The organism is Streptomyces sp. NPDC007896, assembly GCF_042959425.1.
GTDB lineage: Bacteria > Actinomycetota > Actinomycetes > Streptomycetales > Streptomycetaceae > Streptomyces.
Window position 1 is genome coordinate 429,997 of the sequence record NZ_JBIBKX010000001.1, and the last position, 15,592, is coordinate 445,588.

The 15,592-nt window shown below is 70.7% G+C and carries 11 protein-coding genes; 4 read left to right on the forward strand and 7 right to left on the reverse strand.

Features of this window, described 5'->3' with window-relative positions:
• Nucleotides 1–22: 22 nt before the first annotated feature.
• From murD to rsmH, 7 genes are all read right to left on the reverse strand, one after another.
• Entirely contained in the window at nucleotides 23–1,447 is a 1,425-nt protein-coding gene (gene murD / locus ACFZDJ_RS01960) for a UDP-N-acetylmuramoyl-L-alanine--D-glutamate ligase (RefSeq protein ID WP_390928129.1), read from the reverse strand.
• Nucleotides 1,429–2,499 (reverse strand): phospho-N-acetylmuramoyl-pentapeptide-transferase, encoded by a 1,071-nt coding sequence (gene mraY / locus ACFZDJ_RS01965; RefSeq protein WP_177323990.1) that lies wholly within the window; start codon nucleotides 2,497–2,499, stop codon nucleotides 1,429–1,431. The genes murD and mraY overlap by 19 nt, the downstream gene beginning before the upstream one ends.
• Complete coding sequence (murF, locus tag ACFZDJ_RS01970) at nucleotides 2,499–3,929, reverse strand: UDP-N-acetylmuramoyl-tripeptide--D-alanyl-D-alanine ligase (RefSeq protein ID WP_384905883.1); 1,431 nt, start codon at nucleotides 3,927–3,929, stop codon at nucleotides 2,499–2,501. Before murF ends, mraY begins: the two co-directional genes overlap by 1 nt.
• A gap of 4 nt (nucleotides 3,930–3,933) precedes the next feature.
• Nucleotides 3,934–5,589, reverse strand: coding sequence for a UDP-N-acetylmuramoyl-L-alanyl-D-glutamate--2,6-diaminopimelate ligase (locus ACFZDJ_RS01975; protein ID WP_384905882.1), 1,656 nt, complete (start codon nucleotides 5,587–5,589; stop codon nucleotides 3,934–3,936).
• Between the two features lie 91 nt (nucleotides 5,590–5,680).
• Complete coding sequence (locus ACFZDJ_RS01980; protein ID WP_390928127.1) at nucleotides 5,681–7,633, reverse strand: penicillin-binding transpeptidase domain-containing protein; 1,953 nt, start codon at nucleotides 7,631–7,633, stop codon at nucleotides 5,681–5,683.
• Between the two features lie 5 nt (nucleotides 7,634–7,638).
• Entirely contained in the window at nucleotides 7,639–8,235 is a 597-nt protein-coding gene (locus ACFZDJ_RS01985) for a septum formation initiator family protein (RefSeq protein WP_391055434.1), read from the reverse strand.
• Nucleotides 8,236–8,257: 22 nt separating this feature from the next.
• Nucleotides 8,258–9,214 carry a 16S rRNA (cytosine(1402)-N(4))-methyltransferase RsmH gene (gene rsmH, locus ACFZDJ_RS01990; protein WP_390928123.1) on the reverse strand — a complete coding sequence of 319 codons (957 nt, stop codon included), beginning with the start codon at nucleotides 9,212–9,214 and terminating at the stop codon, nucleotides 8,258–8,260.
• A 437-nt stretch (nucleotides 9,215–9,651) separates the two neighbouring features.
• On the opposite strand from rsmH, the gene ACFZDJ_RS01995 reads away from it, so the two are divergent.
• The 4 genes from ACFZDJ_RS01995 to ACFZDJ_RS02010 all read left to right on the forward strand — a co-directional run bounded on the left by ACFZDJ_RS01995 (nucleotide 9,652) and on the right by ACFZDJ_RS02010 (nucleotide 15,248).
• Nucleotides 9,652–10,200, forward strand: a complete 549-nt coding sequence (locus ACFZDJ_RS01995; protein WP_101405638.1) for a carbonic anhydrase — start codon at nucleotides 9,652–9,654, stop codon at nucleotides 10,198–10,200.
• A gap of 265 nt (nucleotides 10,201–10,465) precedes the next feature.
• On the forward strand, nucleotides 10,466–11,503 hold the full coding sequence (locus tag ACFZDJ_RS02000) for an AAA family ATPase (RefSeq protein WP_384905878.1): 1,038 nt from the start codon (nucleotides 10,466–10,468) through the stop codon (nucleotides 11,501–11,503).
• A complete protein-coding gene (locus tag ACFZDJ_RS02005) occupies nucleotides 11,503–12,864 on the forward strand; it encodes a DUF58 domain-containing protein (protein ID WP_391055437.1) in 1,362 nt (453 codons plus the stop codon). Before ACFZDJ_RS02000 ends, ACFZDJ_RS02005 begins: the two co-directional genes overlap by 1 nt.
• Nucleotides 12,861–15,248 (forward strand): transglutaminaseTgpA domain-containing protein, encoded by a 2,388-nt coding sequence (locus tag ACFZDJ_RS02010; RefSeq protein ID WP_391055440.1) that lies wholly within the window; start codon nucleotides 12,861–12,863, stop codon nucleotides 15,246–15,248. Before ACFZDJ_RS02005 ends, ACFZDJ_RS02010 begins: the two co-directional genes overlap by 4 nt.
• The last annotated feature ends 344 nt before the right edge of the window (nucleotides 15,249–15,592 follow it).

Here is a 15,592-nt window from a genome sequence, read left to right on the forward strand (position 1 = left end):
CCGGACCGTCCGAGACCCGCCGTCAGGCGCTCGCGCCGAGTTCGCGGACCGCCTCCGCGAACGCGTCCCCGCGCTTGTTGTAGTTGGCGAACATGTCCATGGAGGCACAGGCCGGCGCCAGCAACACCGTGTCGCCCTCGCGGGCGAGCCCCCGCGCCTCCCGAACCGCCGCGTGCATCGCCCCAGTGTCGGTCCGGTCGAGGTCGACGACGGGTACTTCCGGCGCGTGTCGCACAAGGGCTTCACGGATCAGAGCCCGATCCGCGCCGATGAGCACGACGCCCCGAAGTCGCTTTGCCGACTTGGCGACCAGCTCGTCGAAGGTCGCGCCCTTGGCGAGCCCGCCCGCGATCCACACGATCGACTCGTACGCCGCCAAAGAGGCTTCCGCGGCATGCGTGTTGGTCGCCTTGGAGTCGTCGATGTACGCGACGCCGTCCACGTCGGCGACGTGCGCGATGCGGTGGGCGTCCGGCGTGAAGGCCCGCAGCCCGTCCCGTACGGCCGCGGCGGGCACCCCGAAGGCACGTGCCAGGGCCGCCGCCGCAAGGGCGTTGGCGATGTTGTGCGGGGCGGGCGGGTTGACGTCGGAGACCTCGGCGAGTTCCTGGGCGTTCTTCTGCCGGTTCTCGACGAAGGCGCGGTCGACCAGGATGCCTTCCACGACACCGAGTTGGGACGGTCCGGGGGTGCCGAGGGTGAAGCCGACCGCCCGGCAGCCCTCCTCGACGTCCGCCTCTCGCACCAGGTCCTCGGTGGCCTTGTCGGCGAGGTTGTAGACGCAGGCGACCCGATTGCCTTCGTAGATACGGCCCTTGTCGGCGGCGTACGCCTCCATGGAGCCGTGCCAGTCGAGGTGATCCGGTGCCAGGTTCAGTACGACGGCCGAGTGCGCGCGCAGCGACGGCGCCCAGTGCAGCTGATAGCTCGACAGCTCCACCGCCAGGACGTCGTACCGCTCCTCGCCGAGGACCGCGTCAAGGAGCGAGACCCCGATGTTGCCGACGGCGGCCGTGCGCAGCCCGGCCGCCGTCAGGATCGAGGCGAGCATCTGCACGGTGGTGGTCTTGCCGTTGGTGCCGGTGACGGCCAGCCAGGGGGCCGCGTCGGGGCCTCTCAGCCGCCAGGCCAGTTCGACGTCGCCCCAGACCGGGACGTCCGCCGCGGCGGCCGCGGCGAACAGTGGCTTGTCCGGCTTCCAGCCGGGCGCGGTGACGATGAGTTCGGTGCCCTCGGGCAGGGTGGCGCCGTCACCGAGACGCACGGTGATGCCGAGCGCCTCCAGCTCCGCGGCCTGCGCCCGGGAGCGCTCGTCGTCGCCGTCGTTGACGACCGTGACGACGGCGCCGAGACCGTGCAGCACCTTGGCCGCCGGGATGCCGGAGACGCCGAGCCCGGCGACCGTGACGTGCTTGCCCTGCCAGTCGGTCACTTCTTGGCTGCCCATCCTGCGTAGAAGAGGCCCAGACCCACGATGACGCACATGCCCTGGATGATCCAGAAGCGGACCACGACAAGGACTTCGGACCACCCCTTTAGTTCGAAGTGGTGCTGGAGTGGTGCCATGCGGAAGACGCGCCTGCCGGTGAGACGGAAGGAGCCGACCTGGATGACGACCGACATGGTGATCAGGACGAAGAGGCCGCCGAGGAGCGCGACCAGCAGCTCCGTGCGGGAGCAGATCGCGAGGCCGGCGAGCGCGCCGCCGAGGGCCAGCGAACCGGTGTCACCCATGAAGATCTTGGCGGGCGAGGTGTTCCACCACAGGAAGCCGAAGCAGGCTCCCATCAGGGCGGAGGCGACGACCGCGAGGTCGAGTGGATCTCGTACCTCGTAGCAGGCGGCCGGGTTGGTCAGGGTCTGCGCGTTGGCGCAGGACTCCTGGAACTGCCAGACGCCGATGAAGGTGTACGCGCCGAAGACCATGGTCGCGGCGCCGGTGGCGAGACCGTCCAGACCGTCGGTCAGGTTCACGCCGTTCGACATGGCGAGAATCATGAACAGGGCCCAGACCACGAAGAGCACCGGGCCGATGGTCCAGCCGAAGTCCTCCACGAAGGAGAGCCTGGTGGAGGCCGGGGTGTTGCCGTGGTTGTCCGCGAACTGCAGTGCGAGGACCGCGAAGGAGATGCCGACGATCAGCTGACCGGCCATCTTCGCCTTGGCCCGCAGACCGAGCGAACGCCGCTTGACGATCTTGATGTAGTCGTCCAGGAAGCCGACCAGGCCCATGCCGGCCATCAGCCCGAGCACCAGCAGACCCGAGAAGGTCGGCGGCTTGCCCGTGATCACCTTGGACAGGAAGTACGCGATGATCGTCGCCAGGATGAAGGCGATACCACCCATGGTCGGAGTACCGCGCTTGCTGTGGTGCTCCTTCGGGCCGTCGTCGCGGATGTACTGCCCGTAGCCCTTGCGGGCCAGCAGCTTGATCAGCAACGGGGTCCCGATCAGGGTCAGGAACAGACCAATGACTCCTGCGAACAGGATCTGGTTCATCATCGGGCCGCGACCTCACCCTCGGCACCACTGTCGAGCAGCGCCTGCGCCACCCGTTCGAGCCCGACCGACCGGGACGCCTTCACGAGCACGACGTCCCCCGGGCGCAACTCGCTGCGCAACAGGTCGACAGCCGCCTGTGCGTCGGACACGTGCACCGACTCCTCACCCCACGAACCCTCGTTATATGCGCCCAGTTGGAGCCAGGAAGCTTCCCTGCCCCCGACCGCGACGAGCTTGCTGACGTTGAGTCGGACGGCGAGCCGCCCGATCGCGTCGTGCTCGGCGAGCGCCTCGTCCCCGAGCTCGGCCATCTGACCGAGCACCGCCCACGTCCGACCCCCTTGTGCCTGTGAGGCTTTGCCCATTGCCGCGAGCGCGCGCAGGGCGGCTCGCATGGACTCGGGGTTCGCGTTGTAGGCGTCGTTGACGACCGTCACGCCGTCCGGGCGCTCGGTGACCTCCATCCGCCAGCGGGAGAGGGAGCCCGCTTCGGAGAGCGCGAGGGCGATCTCGTCTGCGGACATGCCCAGCTCATGGGCGACGGCGGCCGCGGCGAGCGCGTTCGACACGTGATGCTCACCGTACAGGCGCATGGTCACATCGCTGCACCCGGAGGGTGTGTGAAGCCTGAATGCGGGCTGTCCGGCGCCCGTGAGACGGACGTTCTCGGCACGTACGTCCGCTTCGCCGGACTCTCCGAAGAGGATCACGCGCGCCTTCGTGCGGGACGCCATGGCGCGTACGAGGGGGTCGTCGGCGTTGAGGACGGCGACGCCGCCCGCTTCCGCCGACGGGAGGCTCTCGACGAGCTCGCCCTTCGCCTGTGCAATCTGTTCGCGGCCGCCGAACTCACCGATGTGGGCGGTCCCCACGTTCAGGACGAGGCCGATCCTCGGTGGCGTGAGGTCCGCGAGGTAGCTGATGTGGCCGATGCCGCGGGCGCCCATCTCCAGGACGAGGAACCTGGTCTCCTCGGTGGCGCTCAGCGCGGTCAGCGGCAGTCCGATCTCGTTGTTGAGCGAGCCGGGCGTGAAGACGGTCGGCGCCTTGCTCCGCAGGACCTGGGCGATCAGGTCCTTGGTGCTGGTCTTGCCCGCGGAGCCGGTGAGGGCCACGAGGGTCGCGCCGAGCCGTTCGACGACGTGACGCGCGAGGGCGCCCAGGGCCGCCTGCACGTCCGCGACGACGATCGCGGGCACGCCGACGGGCCGGGAGGCCAGTACGGCGACCGCGCCCGCCGCGACGACGGCCTCGGCGAAGTCATGGCCGTCCACGCGCTCGCCGACGAAGGCGACGAAGAGGCTGCCTGGCTCCACTTCACGGGAGTCTCTGACGACCGGTCCGGTGACCTGTACCGCCGGATCCGGTATGTCGTACGTCTGCCCGCCGACGACTGCTGCGATCTCGGCGAGAGAGAGGGCGATCACAAGTTCATCCCTGGGTCTTCTGGATAGCTTCGCGAAGCACCTGGCGGTCGTCGAAGGGACGTACCACCCCGGCGATGTCCTGGCCCTGCTCGTGGCCCTTGCCCGCGACCAGCACGGTGTCGCCGGGCCGCGCCCGGGCGACGGCGGCGGCGATGGCGGCGGCCCGGTCCTCGAAGACCTGGACCTCGCCACGCTCGTGCGCCGGCACCTCGGCGGCGCCCGCGAGCATCGTCGCGAGGATCGCGAGGGGGTCCTCCGAGCGGGGGTTGTCCGATGTCAGTACGGCGGTGTCGGCGAGCCGCGCCGCGGCGGCGCCCATCGGCATCCGCTTGGTCCTGTCACGGTCGCCGCCGCAGCCGAGCACGATGTGCAGCCTGCCTTCGGTGACCTTGCGCAGTGCGCGCAGGACCGATTCGACGGCGTCCGTCTTGTGGGCGTAGTCGACGACCGCGAGGTAGGGCTGGCCCGCGTCCACGCGCTCCAGGCGGCCCGGCACGCCCGGGACGACGGCGATGCCGTCGGCGGCGGTCTGCGGGTCGATCCCGGCGACGGCGAGGGCGACGATCGCGGCGAGGGTGTTCGCCACGTTGAAGGGACCCGCGAGCGGCGACTTGGCGGTGATCCGCTCGCCCTTGGGGCCGACCGCGACGAACGCGGAGTCCATCGGGCCGACCTCGACCTCCTCGGCGTGCCAGTCGGCGTCCGGGTGTCCTTCGGCGGAGAAGGTGACGACGGGGACGGTGGCCTCCTCGGCCAGCCTGCGCCCGTACTCGTCGTCGAGGTTGACGACGCCGAGTTTGCTGCGTTGCGGTGTGAACAGCTGCGCCTTGGCCCGGAAGTAGTCCTCCATGTCGGAGTGGAACTCCATGTGTTCCGGGCTGAGGTTGTTGAAGACCGCGATGTCGAAGACACAGCCGTCGACCCGCCCGAGGACCAGCGCGTGGCTGGAGACCTCCATCGCGACCGCGTCGACGCCGCGCTCGCGCATGACCGCGAACAGCGCCTGGAGGTCGGTTGCTTCGGGGGTGGTGCGCTCCGACTTGATGCGCTCCTCGCCGATGCGCATCTCCACGGTGCCGATCAGGCCGGTGGAGCGGAGCGTCTTCAGGCCGCCCTCGACGAGATAGGCCGTGGTGGTCTTGCCGGAGGTGCCGGTGATACCGATCTGGAGCAGATCGCGCCCGGGATGGCCGTAGATGGTGGCCGCGAGCTCTCCCATCAGGCCGCGCGGGTCGTCGACGACGAGGACCGGCAGCCCGGTGGCGGCGGCGCGTTCGGCGCCGGTCGGGTCGGTCAGCACGGCGACCGCGCCGAGACCGGCCGCCTGTGTCACGAAGTCGGCGCCGTGCAGGCGGGCGCCCGGCAGCGCGGCGTAGAGGTCTCCGGGGCGCACCGCGCGGGAGTCATGGGTGATGCCCGTGACCTCCGCGTTCGGCGCCGGGGCGGTGACACCCAGCTGATCGGCGAGCTCCGCGAGGGGTGTGGCGGAGTTCTGGACCGGTCGCGGCGGCCCCGGATATGTCACAGGAACGCCCTTCTGGGTGGTTTGGGACTGATCAGCGTGTGGCACGGCGGTGAGCGTACCGGGCTCACCCCCGCCGGAGCGAAGCGAGGGGCGTGGCGAGCCGTGGTTCCCGGAATCCGGGGTGATCGTTGTCACGAGCTGGTTCCTGGTCCGTTGTGCGTGCGGTCTTGTCCGGGTCCTGGCCGGACCTGATCAAGTCCTGATCAGGGAGTATGGCCGGAATCGATCACGGCGTGAAGGTCACGGGCAGATTGGCGGCCCCCGCTCCGGTGGGCGGGACCTGGAGGGTCTTGAGCGCGAACTCCATGACCTGCTTGTAGATGGGTCCGCAGATCTGGCCGCCGAAGTAGCTGCCCTTGGTGGCGTTCTGGATCGCGCAGTAGACGGTGATCCGGGGCTTGTCGGCGGGGGCGAATCCGGCGAACGACGAGGTGTAGCCGTGGTACTTGCCGGTGGCCGGATCCACGCGGTTGGCCGTACCCGTCTTGCCCGCGACCCGGTAGCCGGGGATGCGCGCCTTGGCGCCGGTGCCCTGCTCGTCGTCCACGACGGACTCCAGCATCTGGGCGAGGGTCTTCGCCGTCTTCTCGCTCACGACCCTCGTCTTCTTCGGCTGGGCGGCCGGGGTGAACCGGCCGTCGGCCCCCTTCGTGCCGCGCACCAGCGTCGGCTCGACGCGTACACCGCCGTTGGCGATCGTCGAGTAGACGGAGGCCGCCTGCATCGCGTTGATCGACATGCCCTGGCCGAAAGGAATCGTGTACTGCTGGGAGGTCGACCACTTGTCGGCGGGCGCGAGGATGCCCTTCGTCTCGCCGGGGAAGCCGAGCCCGGTGTAGCTGCCGATGCCGAACTTGCGCAGATACGAATAGAGGACCTGGTTCGCGTCCTTCTGCGTCTTGCCGAGCTGGCCGGTCGCCAGGATGGTGCCGATGTTGCTGGACTTGGCGAGCACGCCGTTGAGCGTCAGGTTCCAGGTCGCGTGGTCGATGTCGTCCTGGAAGAGGCGGTCGCCGCGGTGCAGCCGGTTGGGCACGACCACGTGCGTCTCGGGCGTTGCGACGTTCTCCTCCAGTACGGCTGCCATCGACATGACCTTGGCGGTGGAGCCGGGTTCGTACGCGTCCTGGAGGGCCGCGTTGCCCAGGGCCGCCGCGTTGGCCTGGGTGAGGTCGTTGGGGTCGAAGCCCGGTGAGTTCGCCATGGCGAGGATCTCGCCGCTGCGGGCGTCCTGCACGATCACGTACCCGCGGTCCGCCTTGGACGCCTTCACCTGCTCGGTGATGGCGTTCTGCGCGGCCCACTGAATGTCGCGGTTGATGGTCAGCTCGACGTCGGAGCCCGCCACGGCGGGTGTCTCCGTCGATCCCGCGGTCGGCACCTGACGGCCGCCGGACTGGGCGTAGCGGATCTTGCCGTCCTTGCCGGCGAGTTCCTTGTTCAGCTTCTGCTCGACTCCGCCGCCGCCCTTGCCGTCGGCGTTGACCCAGCCCAGTATCCCGGCGGCGAGATCGCCGTTCGGATACACGCGCTTGCTGGCCGGGACCGCGACGACGCCCGCGAGGAAGTTGACGGTGCTCTTGTCGGTCTCCGCCTTGACAGCGAGCGTGTTCCTCAGGTCCTTGATCTGCTTCCAGACCTGGGGGGTCTGGCGGTGCGCGAGCAGGGTGTAGCGGGTGTTCTTCGTACGGAGCTTCTTGGCGACGGTGTCCATGTCCTGGCCGAGGATCGGCCCGAGCAGCGCCGCGGCCTGCTCAGGCGCGTCCGTCACCTTCGTCGCTTCCCGCGTGAACATCGTGGGGTCGGCCGTGATGTCGTACGCGTCCACGCTCGTCGCGAGCTCCACGCCGTTGCGGTCCGTGATCCCGCCGCGGGTGGCGGCCAGGGTGCGGCCGACGTACCGGTTCTGCTCGGCCTTCGCGGCGTACGCGTTGGCATCCACGGCCTGCACCTGGAGCAGGCGCACGACGAAGGCGATCATCACCAGCGTCAGGGTGAGGCTGATCATGCGCAGCCGGGGCCGGGGGCTGCCCAGCCGCAGGACCTGCGGGCCGCCGGGCCGGGGCGCGCCCGGGCGGCGTGCGGGGCGGGCGCCGGGGCCCGGACGCCGCTGGCCGCCGGGGCGTACGGGCCTGGCGGGGCCCGGCACACGGCGGCGCGGCGGTTCCCTGTCGGACACTTCCGTCACCTGCCGGGGGTCGAGGAGGGCTGCGCGGACGGGGTGGGGGCGGGGGTACGCGGGGTCAGGGTATGCGGGGTGGCGGTATGCGGGGTGGCGGTATGCGGGATGGCGGTATGCGGGGCGGCGCCGGCGGAGGAGACGGCGGCCGTCGGGGCGCTGGTGGCCGGGGCCGTGGTCTGTGTGAGGGCGAGGACCTCGGGCGGGCGGACCACCGGGGTGCGTGCGGAGGACTGCCGGGCGGCCGTTCCAGGGACGCCCTTGACGCTGCCGTCCGGGTTGAGGAAGGCCGGGTCGCCGCCGGGCACCATGCCCAGCTCGTGGGCGCGGCGCTGGAGGGCGTCGGGCGCGGAGTAGGTGTCCACGTCCCGCTGCAGCGCCTGCTCCTCGTCGGTGAGGCTCTTGGTGTCCCGCTGCAGGTCGTCCAGGCGGAACGAGCCCTCGCTCAGCGCGGAGTTCAGCACGAGGAGGCCGATCAGGCCGCCGCCGAGCAGGAGCACGACGAGCAGGACGAAGGGCGTGCGGGCGGCCTGGCCCCCGCCGGCGGGGAGGAGCCGGGCGAGCCGGGCGGCCCGCCCCTTGAGTTCGGGTTTCCTACTCACTCGACCTCCCCCTCCTCGTGCCTCACTCGGCGTCCTCGCGGATGCGCTGGGCCCCGCGCAGCCGTGCGGGAGCCGCTCGCCGGTTCTCGGCGACCTCTTCCTCGGTGGGAAGTTCGGCACCGCGGGTGAGCAGCTTGAGCCGGGGCTGGTAGCGCTCGGGCACGACCGGCAGACCGGGCGGCGCGGTGGTGGCGGCGCCGGCCGCGAACACCTGCTTGACCAGCCGGTCCTCCAGCGAGTGGTACGACAGGACGGCGATCCGGCCGCCGACGGCGAGCGCCTTCACGGCCGCGGGAATCGCCCGCTCCAGGACGCTGAGCTCCCCGTTGACCTCGATGCGCAGCGCCTGGAAGGTGCGCTTGGCGGGGTTGCCGCCGGTGCGCTTGGCGGCCTGCGGCAGGGAGTCACGGATCAGCTCGACGAGCCGCGCGCTGTTGCTGAAGGGTTCCTTCTCGCGTTCGCGCACGACGGCGGAGACGATCCGCTTGGCCTGCTTCTCCTCGCCGTACGCGCGCAGGATCCGCACCAGTTCGCCCGCCGGGTAGGTGTTGAGCACCTCGGCCGCGCTGATGCCCGTCGTCTGGTCCATCCGCATGTCGAGCGGGGCGTCCTGGGCGTAGGCGAAGCCGCGGTCGGCCTCGTCGAGTTGCATGGAGGAGACACCGAGGTCGAACAGGACGCCCTGGACACGCGGGATGCCGAGGCGGTCGAGCACCTCGGGCAGTTCGTCGTAGACCGCGTGCACGAGGGTGGCACGGTCGCCGAAGGGGGCGAGCCGCTCTCCGGAGAGGCGCAGCGCCTCCTTGTCCCGGTCGAGGGCGACGAGACGGGCCTCGGGGAACTGTGTCAGCAGCGCCTCGCTGTGGCCGCCGAGCCCCAGGGTGCAGTCGACGACCACGGCGCCCGGCGCGGTGAGGGCCGGGGCCAACATGTCCAGGCACCGCTGGAGCATCACCGGGACGTGTCGACTCTGGCTCAAGGGGCCCTCTCAGGTCCGGCGCGGCCATACGCACCGCCGGGTCCCCACCCGCTCGAGAAGGGGAGGCCTGCTGGCGCCGGGTGAGTGGCGTCAGCCGACCGGGAGCGGGAGGAGGCCGAGCCGTACGTACGCGCCGCGCACGCGGGGGGAGACGCCGGAAAATCGCCGGGTCTCCAGGGGAAAGCAGTCCAGCAGGGAGAGACGCGCCTCCCGCTTCGCGTCACTTTAGTCCACGGTGTCTCGCGGTCAATCAACCGGCATGCGCGTCGCGGACCGCTCCTCCATGAACCCCCGATCGAAGCTATGAATCAGCAAAAATCACCTATCCAGGTGATCTCCAAACACCCATGTGGGTTACCTCACAACAAGACACGATGACGTTCTTTGTCCCCTCTCACAGCAGGACTACTTCGTACGTGACCAGTAACGTCATAGCTATGACGACTTCTGCATCCGTACCCACAGAGCCCGAAGACGCCATAACAACGGGCGGCGGCGTGACCGACCGTCTCGTCGAGGCGAACCAGCAGTACGCCGGCGCGTTCACCGATCCCGGGATGGACGCCCGCCCCGTGCTGCACGTCGCGGTGGTCGCGTGCATGGACGCCCGGCTCGACCTGCACGCCGCACTCGGCCTGGAACTGGGCGACTGTCACACCATCCGCAACGCCGGCGGCGTCGTCACCGACGACGTGATCCGCTCCCTCACCATCAGCCAGCGGGCGCTCGGCACCCGCAGTGTCGTGCTCATCCACCACACCGGCTGCGGCCTGGAGTCCCTCACCGAGGACTTCCGGCACGACCTGGAGATGGAGGTCGGCCAGCGCCCCGCCTGGGCGGTCGAAGCCTTCCGGGACGTCGAACAGGACGTACGGCAGTCGATGCAGCGCGTGCGCACCTCACCGTTCCTCCTGCACACGGACGACGTGCGCGGCTTCGTCTTCGACGTGACGACGGGCCTGCTGCGCGAGATCGACCCCGCCTGAACACTCGCACCGGGCCCCTCGTAAAACTTCCTGGGGCCCTCGTGGGACCCTCACTTCACGAAAGAACCCCGACCCACCGGCGCCCAAAGGGTCGCAAGACCTGACATATCGCAGCCAGTTATCCACAGGCGAGTGACACGAACCGGTAACGGCAACAAGAATGCGGTTGTGGCGTCACGCGGAACCTCTCGCGCGTGGTGTCCGTGTTTCGGGGTGGGCCGGTCCGCACAGGGCGTCGGCCCGAGAACGGGCCGAGGAGGGCCGGGTGACGACCTATGACGATCGAGCGAGCCTTACAGATCTGACCGCCACTGTGGAGCGTGTCCGCAGTTCGGTGGAAGGAGTGATCGAAGGCAAGCCTGAGGTCGTACGGCTTTCGCTGACCGTGCTGCTCGCCGAGGGACATCTTCTGATCGAGGATGTCCCCGGCGTCGGCAAGACCATGCTCGCCAAGGCACTGGCACGGTCCATCGACTGCTCGGTGCGGCGTATTCAGTTCACGCCCGACCTGCTGCCCTCGGACATCACGGGTGTGTCCATCTGGGACCAGCAGCGCCGGGACTTCGAGTTCAAACCGGGTGCGATCTTCGCGCAGATCGTGATCGGCGACGAGATCAACCGCGCCTCCCCCAAGACGCAGTCCGCGCTCCTGGAGTCGATGGAGGAGCGCCAGGTCACCATCGACGGGCAGACCTACGAACTGCCCAGCCCCTTCATGGTGGTGGCCACGCAGAACCCGGTCGAGATGGAGGGCACCTACCCGCTGCCGGAGGCCCAGCGCGACCGCTTCATGGCCCGCGTCTCCATCGGCTACCCCAGTGCGGAAGCCGAGCTTCAGATGCTGGACGTCCACGGCGGGGTCTCCCCGCTGGACGACCTCCAGCCGGTGGCGCACGCGCACGAGATCGTGAAGCTGATCGACGCGGTCCGCACGGTCCACGTCGCGGAGACGGTCCGGCGGTACGCGGTGGATCTGGTCGCCGCCACGCGCACCCACCCCGACCTCAGACTCGGCGCCTCACCGCGTGCCACGCTGCATCTGCTGCGCGCGGCGAAGGCCTCCGCGGCGCTCAGCGGCCGGGACTACGCACTGCCGGACGACATCCAGGCACTCGCCGTGGCGGTCCTGGCCCACCGTCTGCTCCCCACGGCCCAGGCGCAGTTGAATCGTCGTACGGCCGAGCAGGTCGTCCAGGAGATCCTTCAGCACACCGCCGTTCCCGCGGCGCCCCAGCAGCAGCCGGGCTTCACGATGGGCCGCGGCGCGCCCGCGTACGACCAGCAGCCGCCCCGGAGGCTGTGATGACGCCCGGGGGGACCGGCGACGCCGAGGAGGACAAGGGCGGGCTGCGCACCGCGCTCACCGGACTCACCACCCGCGGACGCTCCTTCCTGGCCGCCGGCATCGCGGCCGCGATCTGCGCGTACGTCCTGGGGCAGAGCGATCTGCTCCGGGTCGGCCTGCTTCTCGCGGTCCTGCCGCTGGTCTGCGCGACCGTGCTGTACCGCACGCGCTACCGGGTCGCGGGCAGCCGCAGGCTCTCCCCCGGGCGGGTGCCCGCCGGTTCCGAGGCCCGCGTCCATCTTCGGATGGACAACGTCTCGCGGCTGCCCACCGGCCTGCTGATGCTCCAGGACCGGGTGCCGTACGTGCTCGGCCCGCGGCCCCGGTTCGTCCTGGACCGTGTGGAGGCGGGCGGCCGACGCGAGGTGTCCTACCGGGTCCGCTCCGACCTGCGCGGCCGCTATCCGCTGGGTCCGCTGCAACTGCGTCTGACGGACCCGTTCGGGATGTGCGAGCTGACCCGCTCCTTCTCGACGTACGACACCCTGACGGTCATCCCGCGCGTCGAACCGCTGCCGCCGGTGCGGCTGAGCGGTGAGGCGAAGGGGTACGGCGACGGGCGGCAGCGCTCGCTGGCACTGGCGGGCGAGGACGACATCATCCCGCGCGGCTACCGCTACGGCGACGACCTGCGCCGGGTGCACTGGCGCCTGACCGCGCGCTACGGCGAACTGATGGTCCGTCGCGAGGAACAGCCGCAGCGCTCCCGCTGCACGGTGCTGCTCGACACCCGGGGCATCGCCTACGAAGGCGCCGGCCCGGACTCCGCCTTCGAGTGGGCGGTGTCGGGGACGGCGTCGACGCTGGTGCACATGCTCGAGCGGGGCTTCTCGGTGCGGCTGCTGACGGACGACGGCAACTCGGTGCCCGGCGAGGGCGCCGACGGCTTCGCGGGCGCGAGCCAGGAGTCGGCGGACGCGGCCGGACTGATGATGGACACGCTCGCGGTCATCGACCACTCGGACGGCGCCGGGCTCTCCCGGGCCTACGACGTCCTGCGCGGGGGCAACGAAGGGCTGCTGATCGCCTTTCTCGGTGACCTCGACGAGGAGCAGGCGACGGTGCTCGCCAAGATGCGCCAGCGCAGCGGCGGGGCCGTCGCCTTCCTGCTGGACAGCGAGACCTGGGTGCGGGAACCGACCGATGTCCCCGGCCCGTTGGACAGAAGCGAGGATCGACTGCGCATGCTGCGCGAGGCGGGCTGGACCGCCGTGACGGTGCCACGGGGGGCGGAACTCGCAGATCTGTGGCGGCAGGCGGACCAGCAGCGCATGGGTGCCGCCTCGACGGGGAGTACGGCTGGGGGTGGAAGATCATGAGCGGGCGGGCTCGGCTGACGCTGTATTCGGCGGCGGCCACACTGATGGCGGCGTGCGCGCTGCTGCCGCTGGTCAAGCCGGCGACGTGGATCTTCCAGGCGGCGTTCCTGCTGGCGCTGCAGTCCGGTGTGGGCGCGCTGACCCGGCGGGTTCCGCTGGCCCGGCCGCTGACGGTGGCGGCGCAGGCGCTGGTGACGCTGATGCTGCTGACGCTGGTCTTCGCCCAGCAGCAGGCCCTCCTCGGCTTCGTCCCGGGACCGGAGGCGTTCCGGCATCTCGGCGATCTGCTCCAGGCGGGCACGGACGACGTCGGGCGGTACGCGATTCCGGCGCCGCTGTCCGACGGCATCCGCCTGATGCTGGTCGGCGGTGTCCTGGTGATCGGTCTCGCGGTGGACACGCTCGCGGTGACGTTCCGCAGCGCGGCCCCCGCCGGACTCCCCCTGCTCGCGCTGTACTCGGTCGCCGCCGGCCTGTCGGGCGGCGGCTGGGCCTGGCTGTGGTTCCTGCTGGCGGCCGCGGGCTATCTGATGCTGCTCCTGGCGGAGGGCCGCGACCGGCTCTCCCAGTGGGGCCGGGTCTTCGGCGGCGCGCCCCGCTCACAGGGGCTGGACGCCTCCTCGGGCACGGTCGCACCGGTCCGCACGGGACGGCGCATCGGCGCGGTCGCGCTGGGCATCGCCCTGGCGGTGCCGCTCGGCCTGCCCGCCCTCGGCGGCGGTCTGCTGGGCGGCGCGGGGGCGGGCGTCGGCTCGGGTTCCGGGGGCGGCACGATCTCCGCGGTGAACCCGCTGGTCTCGCTCCGCGACAGCCTGAACGTGGACGAGGACCGCCAGGTCATGTCCTACCGCACCAACTCCGAGGACACGCAGGACATGTATCTGCGGATCGTGTCCCTGGACGACTTCGACGGCACGGCGTGGAAGCCGGCCCAGCGACACATCCAGGACGTGCCGGACACGTTCCCGACGCCGATCGGCCTCGGGGCCGACGTCCAGCGCAGCGAGATCCAGACCCGCATCTCGGCGGCCGACTGGTACGCGCAGGACTGGCTGCCCATGCCGTACCCGGTCAGCAAGGTGAACATCAGCGGCAGTTGGCGGTACGAGCCGGTCGGCCGCACGCTCGTCGGTGACCACGGTCAGAACACGCGCGGCGTGCAGTACGAGGTGACCAGCCTGATCGTGCAGCCGACCGCGGAGCAGTTGGCGAACGCGCCGGAGCCGTCGAAGGCCCTGAAGCGCGAGTTCACCAAGGTGCCGTCGTCGCTGCCCGCGGTGGTGGCCGCCACCGCGCGCAAGGTCACCGCGGGCTCGACGAACCACTACGAGCAGGCGGTCAAACTCCAGGACTACTTCGCGGTGAACGGCGGATTCACCTACAACACCCAGGTGCAGGTGGGCAGCGGCTCGGCCGCGATCGCGCGCTTCCTGAAGGACAAGCAGGGATTCTGCGTCCACTTCTCCTTCGCGATGGCCTCGATGGCCCGCACGCTGGGGATTCCGGCCCGGGTCGCGGTGGGATTCACGCCCGGCTCCCCGCAGGCCGACGGTTCGATGTCGGTGGGACTGCGGGACGCGCACGCCTGGCCCGAGCTGTACTTCGAAGGCGTGGGCTGGACCCGCTTCGAGCCGACCCCGAACCGGGGCTCGGTGCCGGAGTACACCCAGACGAACACGCCCGGATCGGACTCGTCGACGGTGCCGAAGCCGTCCACGTCGTCCTCCGCGGCGCCCTCCACCGCCCCGTCGGCCAGCGGCGACTGCCCGGCCGAGCAGAAGAAGCTGGAGGCGTGCCCGAGCCAGTCCGCGCCGGCCGCGGTGGGCTCGAAGGACGACGGCACTCCGTGGTTCCAGATCCTGGGGTACACATTGGCCGGGCTCCTGCTGCTGATCGTGCCGATGCTGCCGATGCTGTGGCGGATGCGGCTCCGGTCCGTGCGGCTGGGTGCGCACGGCCGCAGTGAGGCGGACGCACCCGCGTACACGCTGGCGACGTGGCTGGAGGTGACCGATACGGCGTGGGACTACGGAATCGTGCCGGACGACTCCCAGACACCACGGAAGGCCGCGGCGCGGATCGTGCGGCTCGGGCTCCTCGAAGCCGAGGCGTCGGAGGCGGTGCACCGGATGGCCGCGGCGGTGGAGCAGGTGCTGTACGCCCCGCACCCGCGGCTGACGGCGGGGCTCGCGGAAGACGCCCGTCGTGTCACGGACGCCCTCGGCGCCCGGGCGAGCCGCACCGCCCGCCTGCGTGCCCTGCTCGCGCCCCGCTCAGCCGTCCGGGTGGCCTGGGCGGCGTCGGCCTACTGGACGGCTCTGTCGGCCCGGCTGGCGGCGCGCAGAGAGACCCTGCTGCGACGTCCTTCGGGGCAGAACAGCTGACGTCGCGTTGAACCATGTGGCCCGTGTCCCCGGCCGGGGACACGGGCCACATGTGGTTGGGTGCGCGACCGGGACGGAGGCCGCCGGTGCCGGCCGGCGCCCCACGGGCGAGAGTTCGATTCACGCCGGCGCCACGGCCGCCACTTCACTTCGGCGTCACGGCCGCCACTTCACGTCGGCTTCACGGCCGCCACTTCACGTCGGCTTCACGGCCGCCACTTCACGTCGGCGCGGGCAGGACGCCTGGCCCGGGTACGACTGAGGGGGTGTCCCACCCGGCCCGGGTGGGACACCCCCTCACGCGTTGTCTTCTGACTGCGGGCGCCCGCAGGGCTACTGACCCC

What these genes read in the sequence shown, in the direction of transcription:
- murD (WP_390928129.1), bottom strand. Translation starts at nt 1,447, where the DNA reads ATGGGCAGCCAAGAAGTGACCGACTGGCAGGGCAAGCACGTCACGGTC.
- mraY (WP_177323990.1), bottom strand. Translation starts at nt 2,499, where the DNA reads ATGAACCAGATCCTGTTCGCAGGAGTCATTGGTCTGTTCCTGACCCTG.
- ACFZDJ_RS01995 (WP_101405638.1), top strand. Translation starts at nt 9,652, where the DNA reads ATGACGACTTCTGCATCCGTACCCACAGAGCCCGAAGACGCCATAACA.
- ACFZDJ_RS02005 (WP_391055437.1), top strand. Translation starts at nt 11,503, where the DNA reads ATGACGCCCGGGGGGACCGGCGACGCCGAGGAGGACAAGGGCGGGCTG.
- ACFZDJ_RS02010 (WP_391055440.1), top strand. Translation starts at nt 12,861, where the DNA reads ATGAGCGGGCGGGCTCGGCTGACGCTGTATTCGGCGGCGGCCACACTG.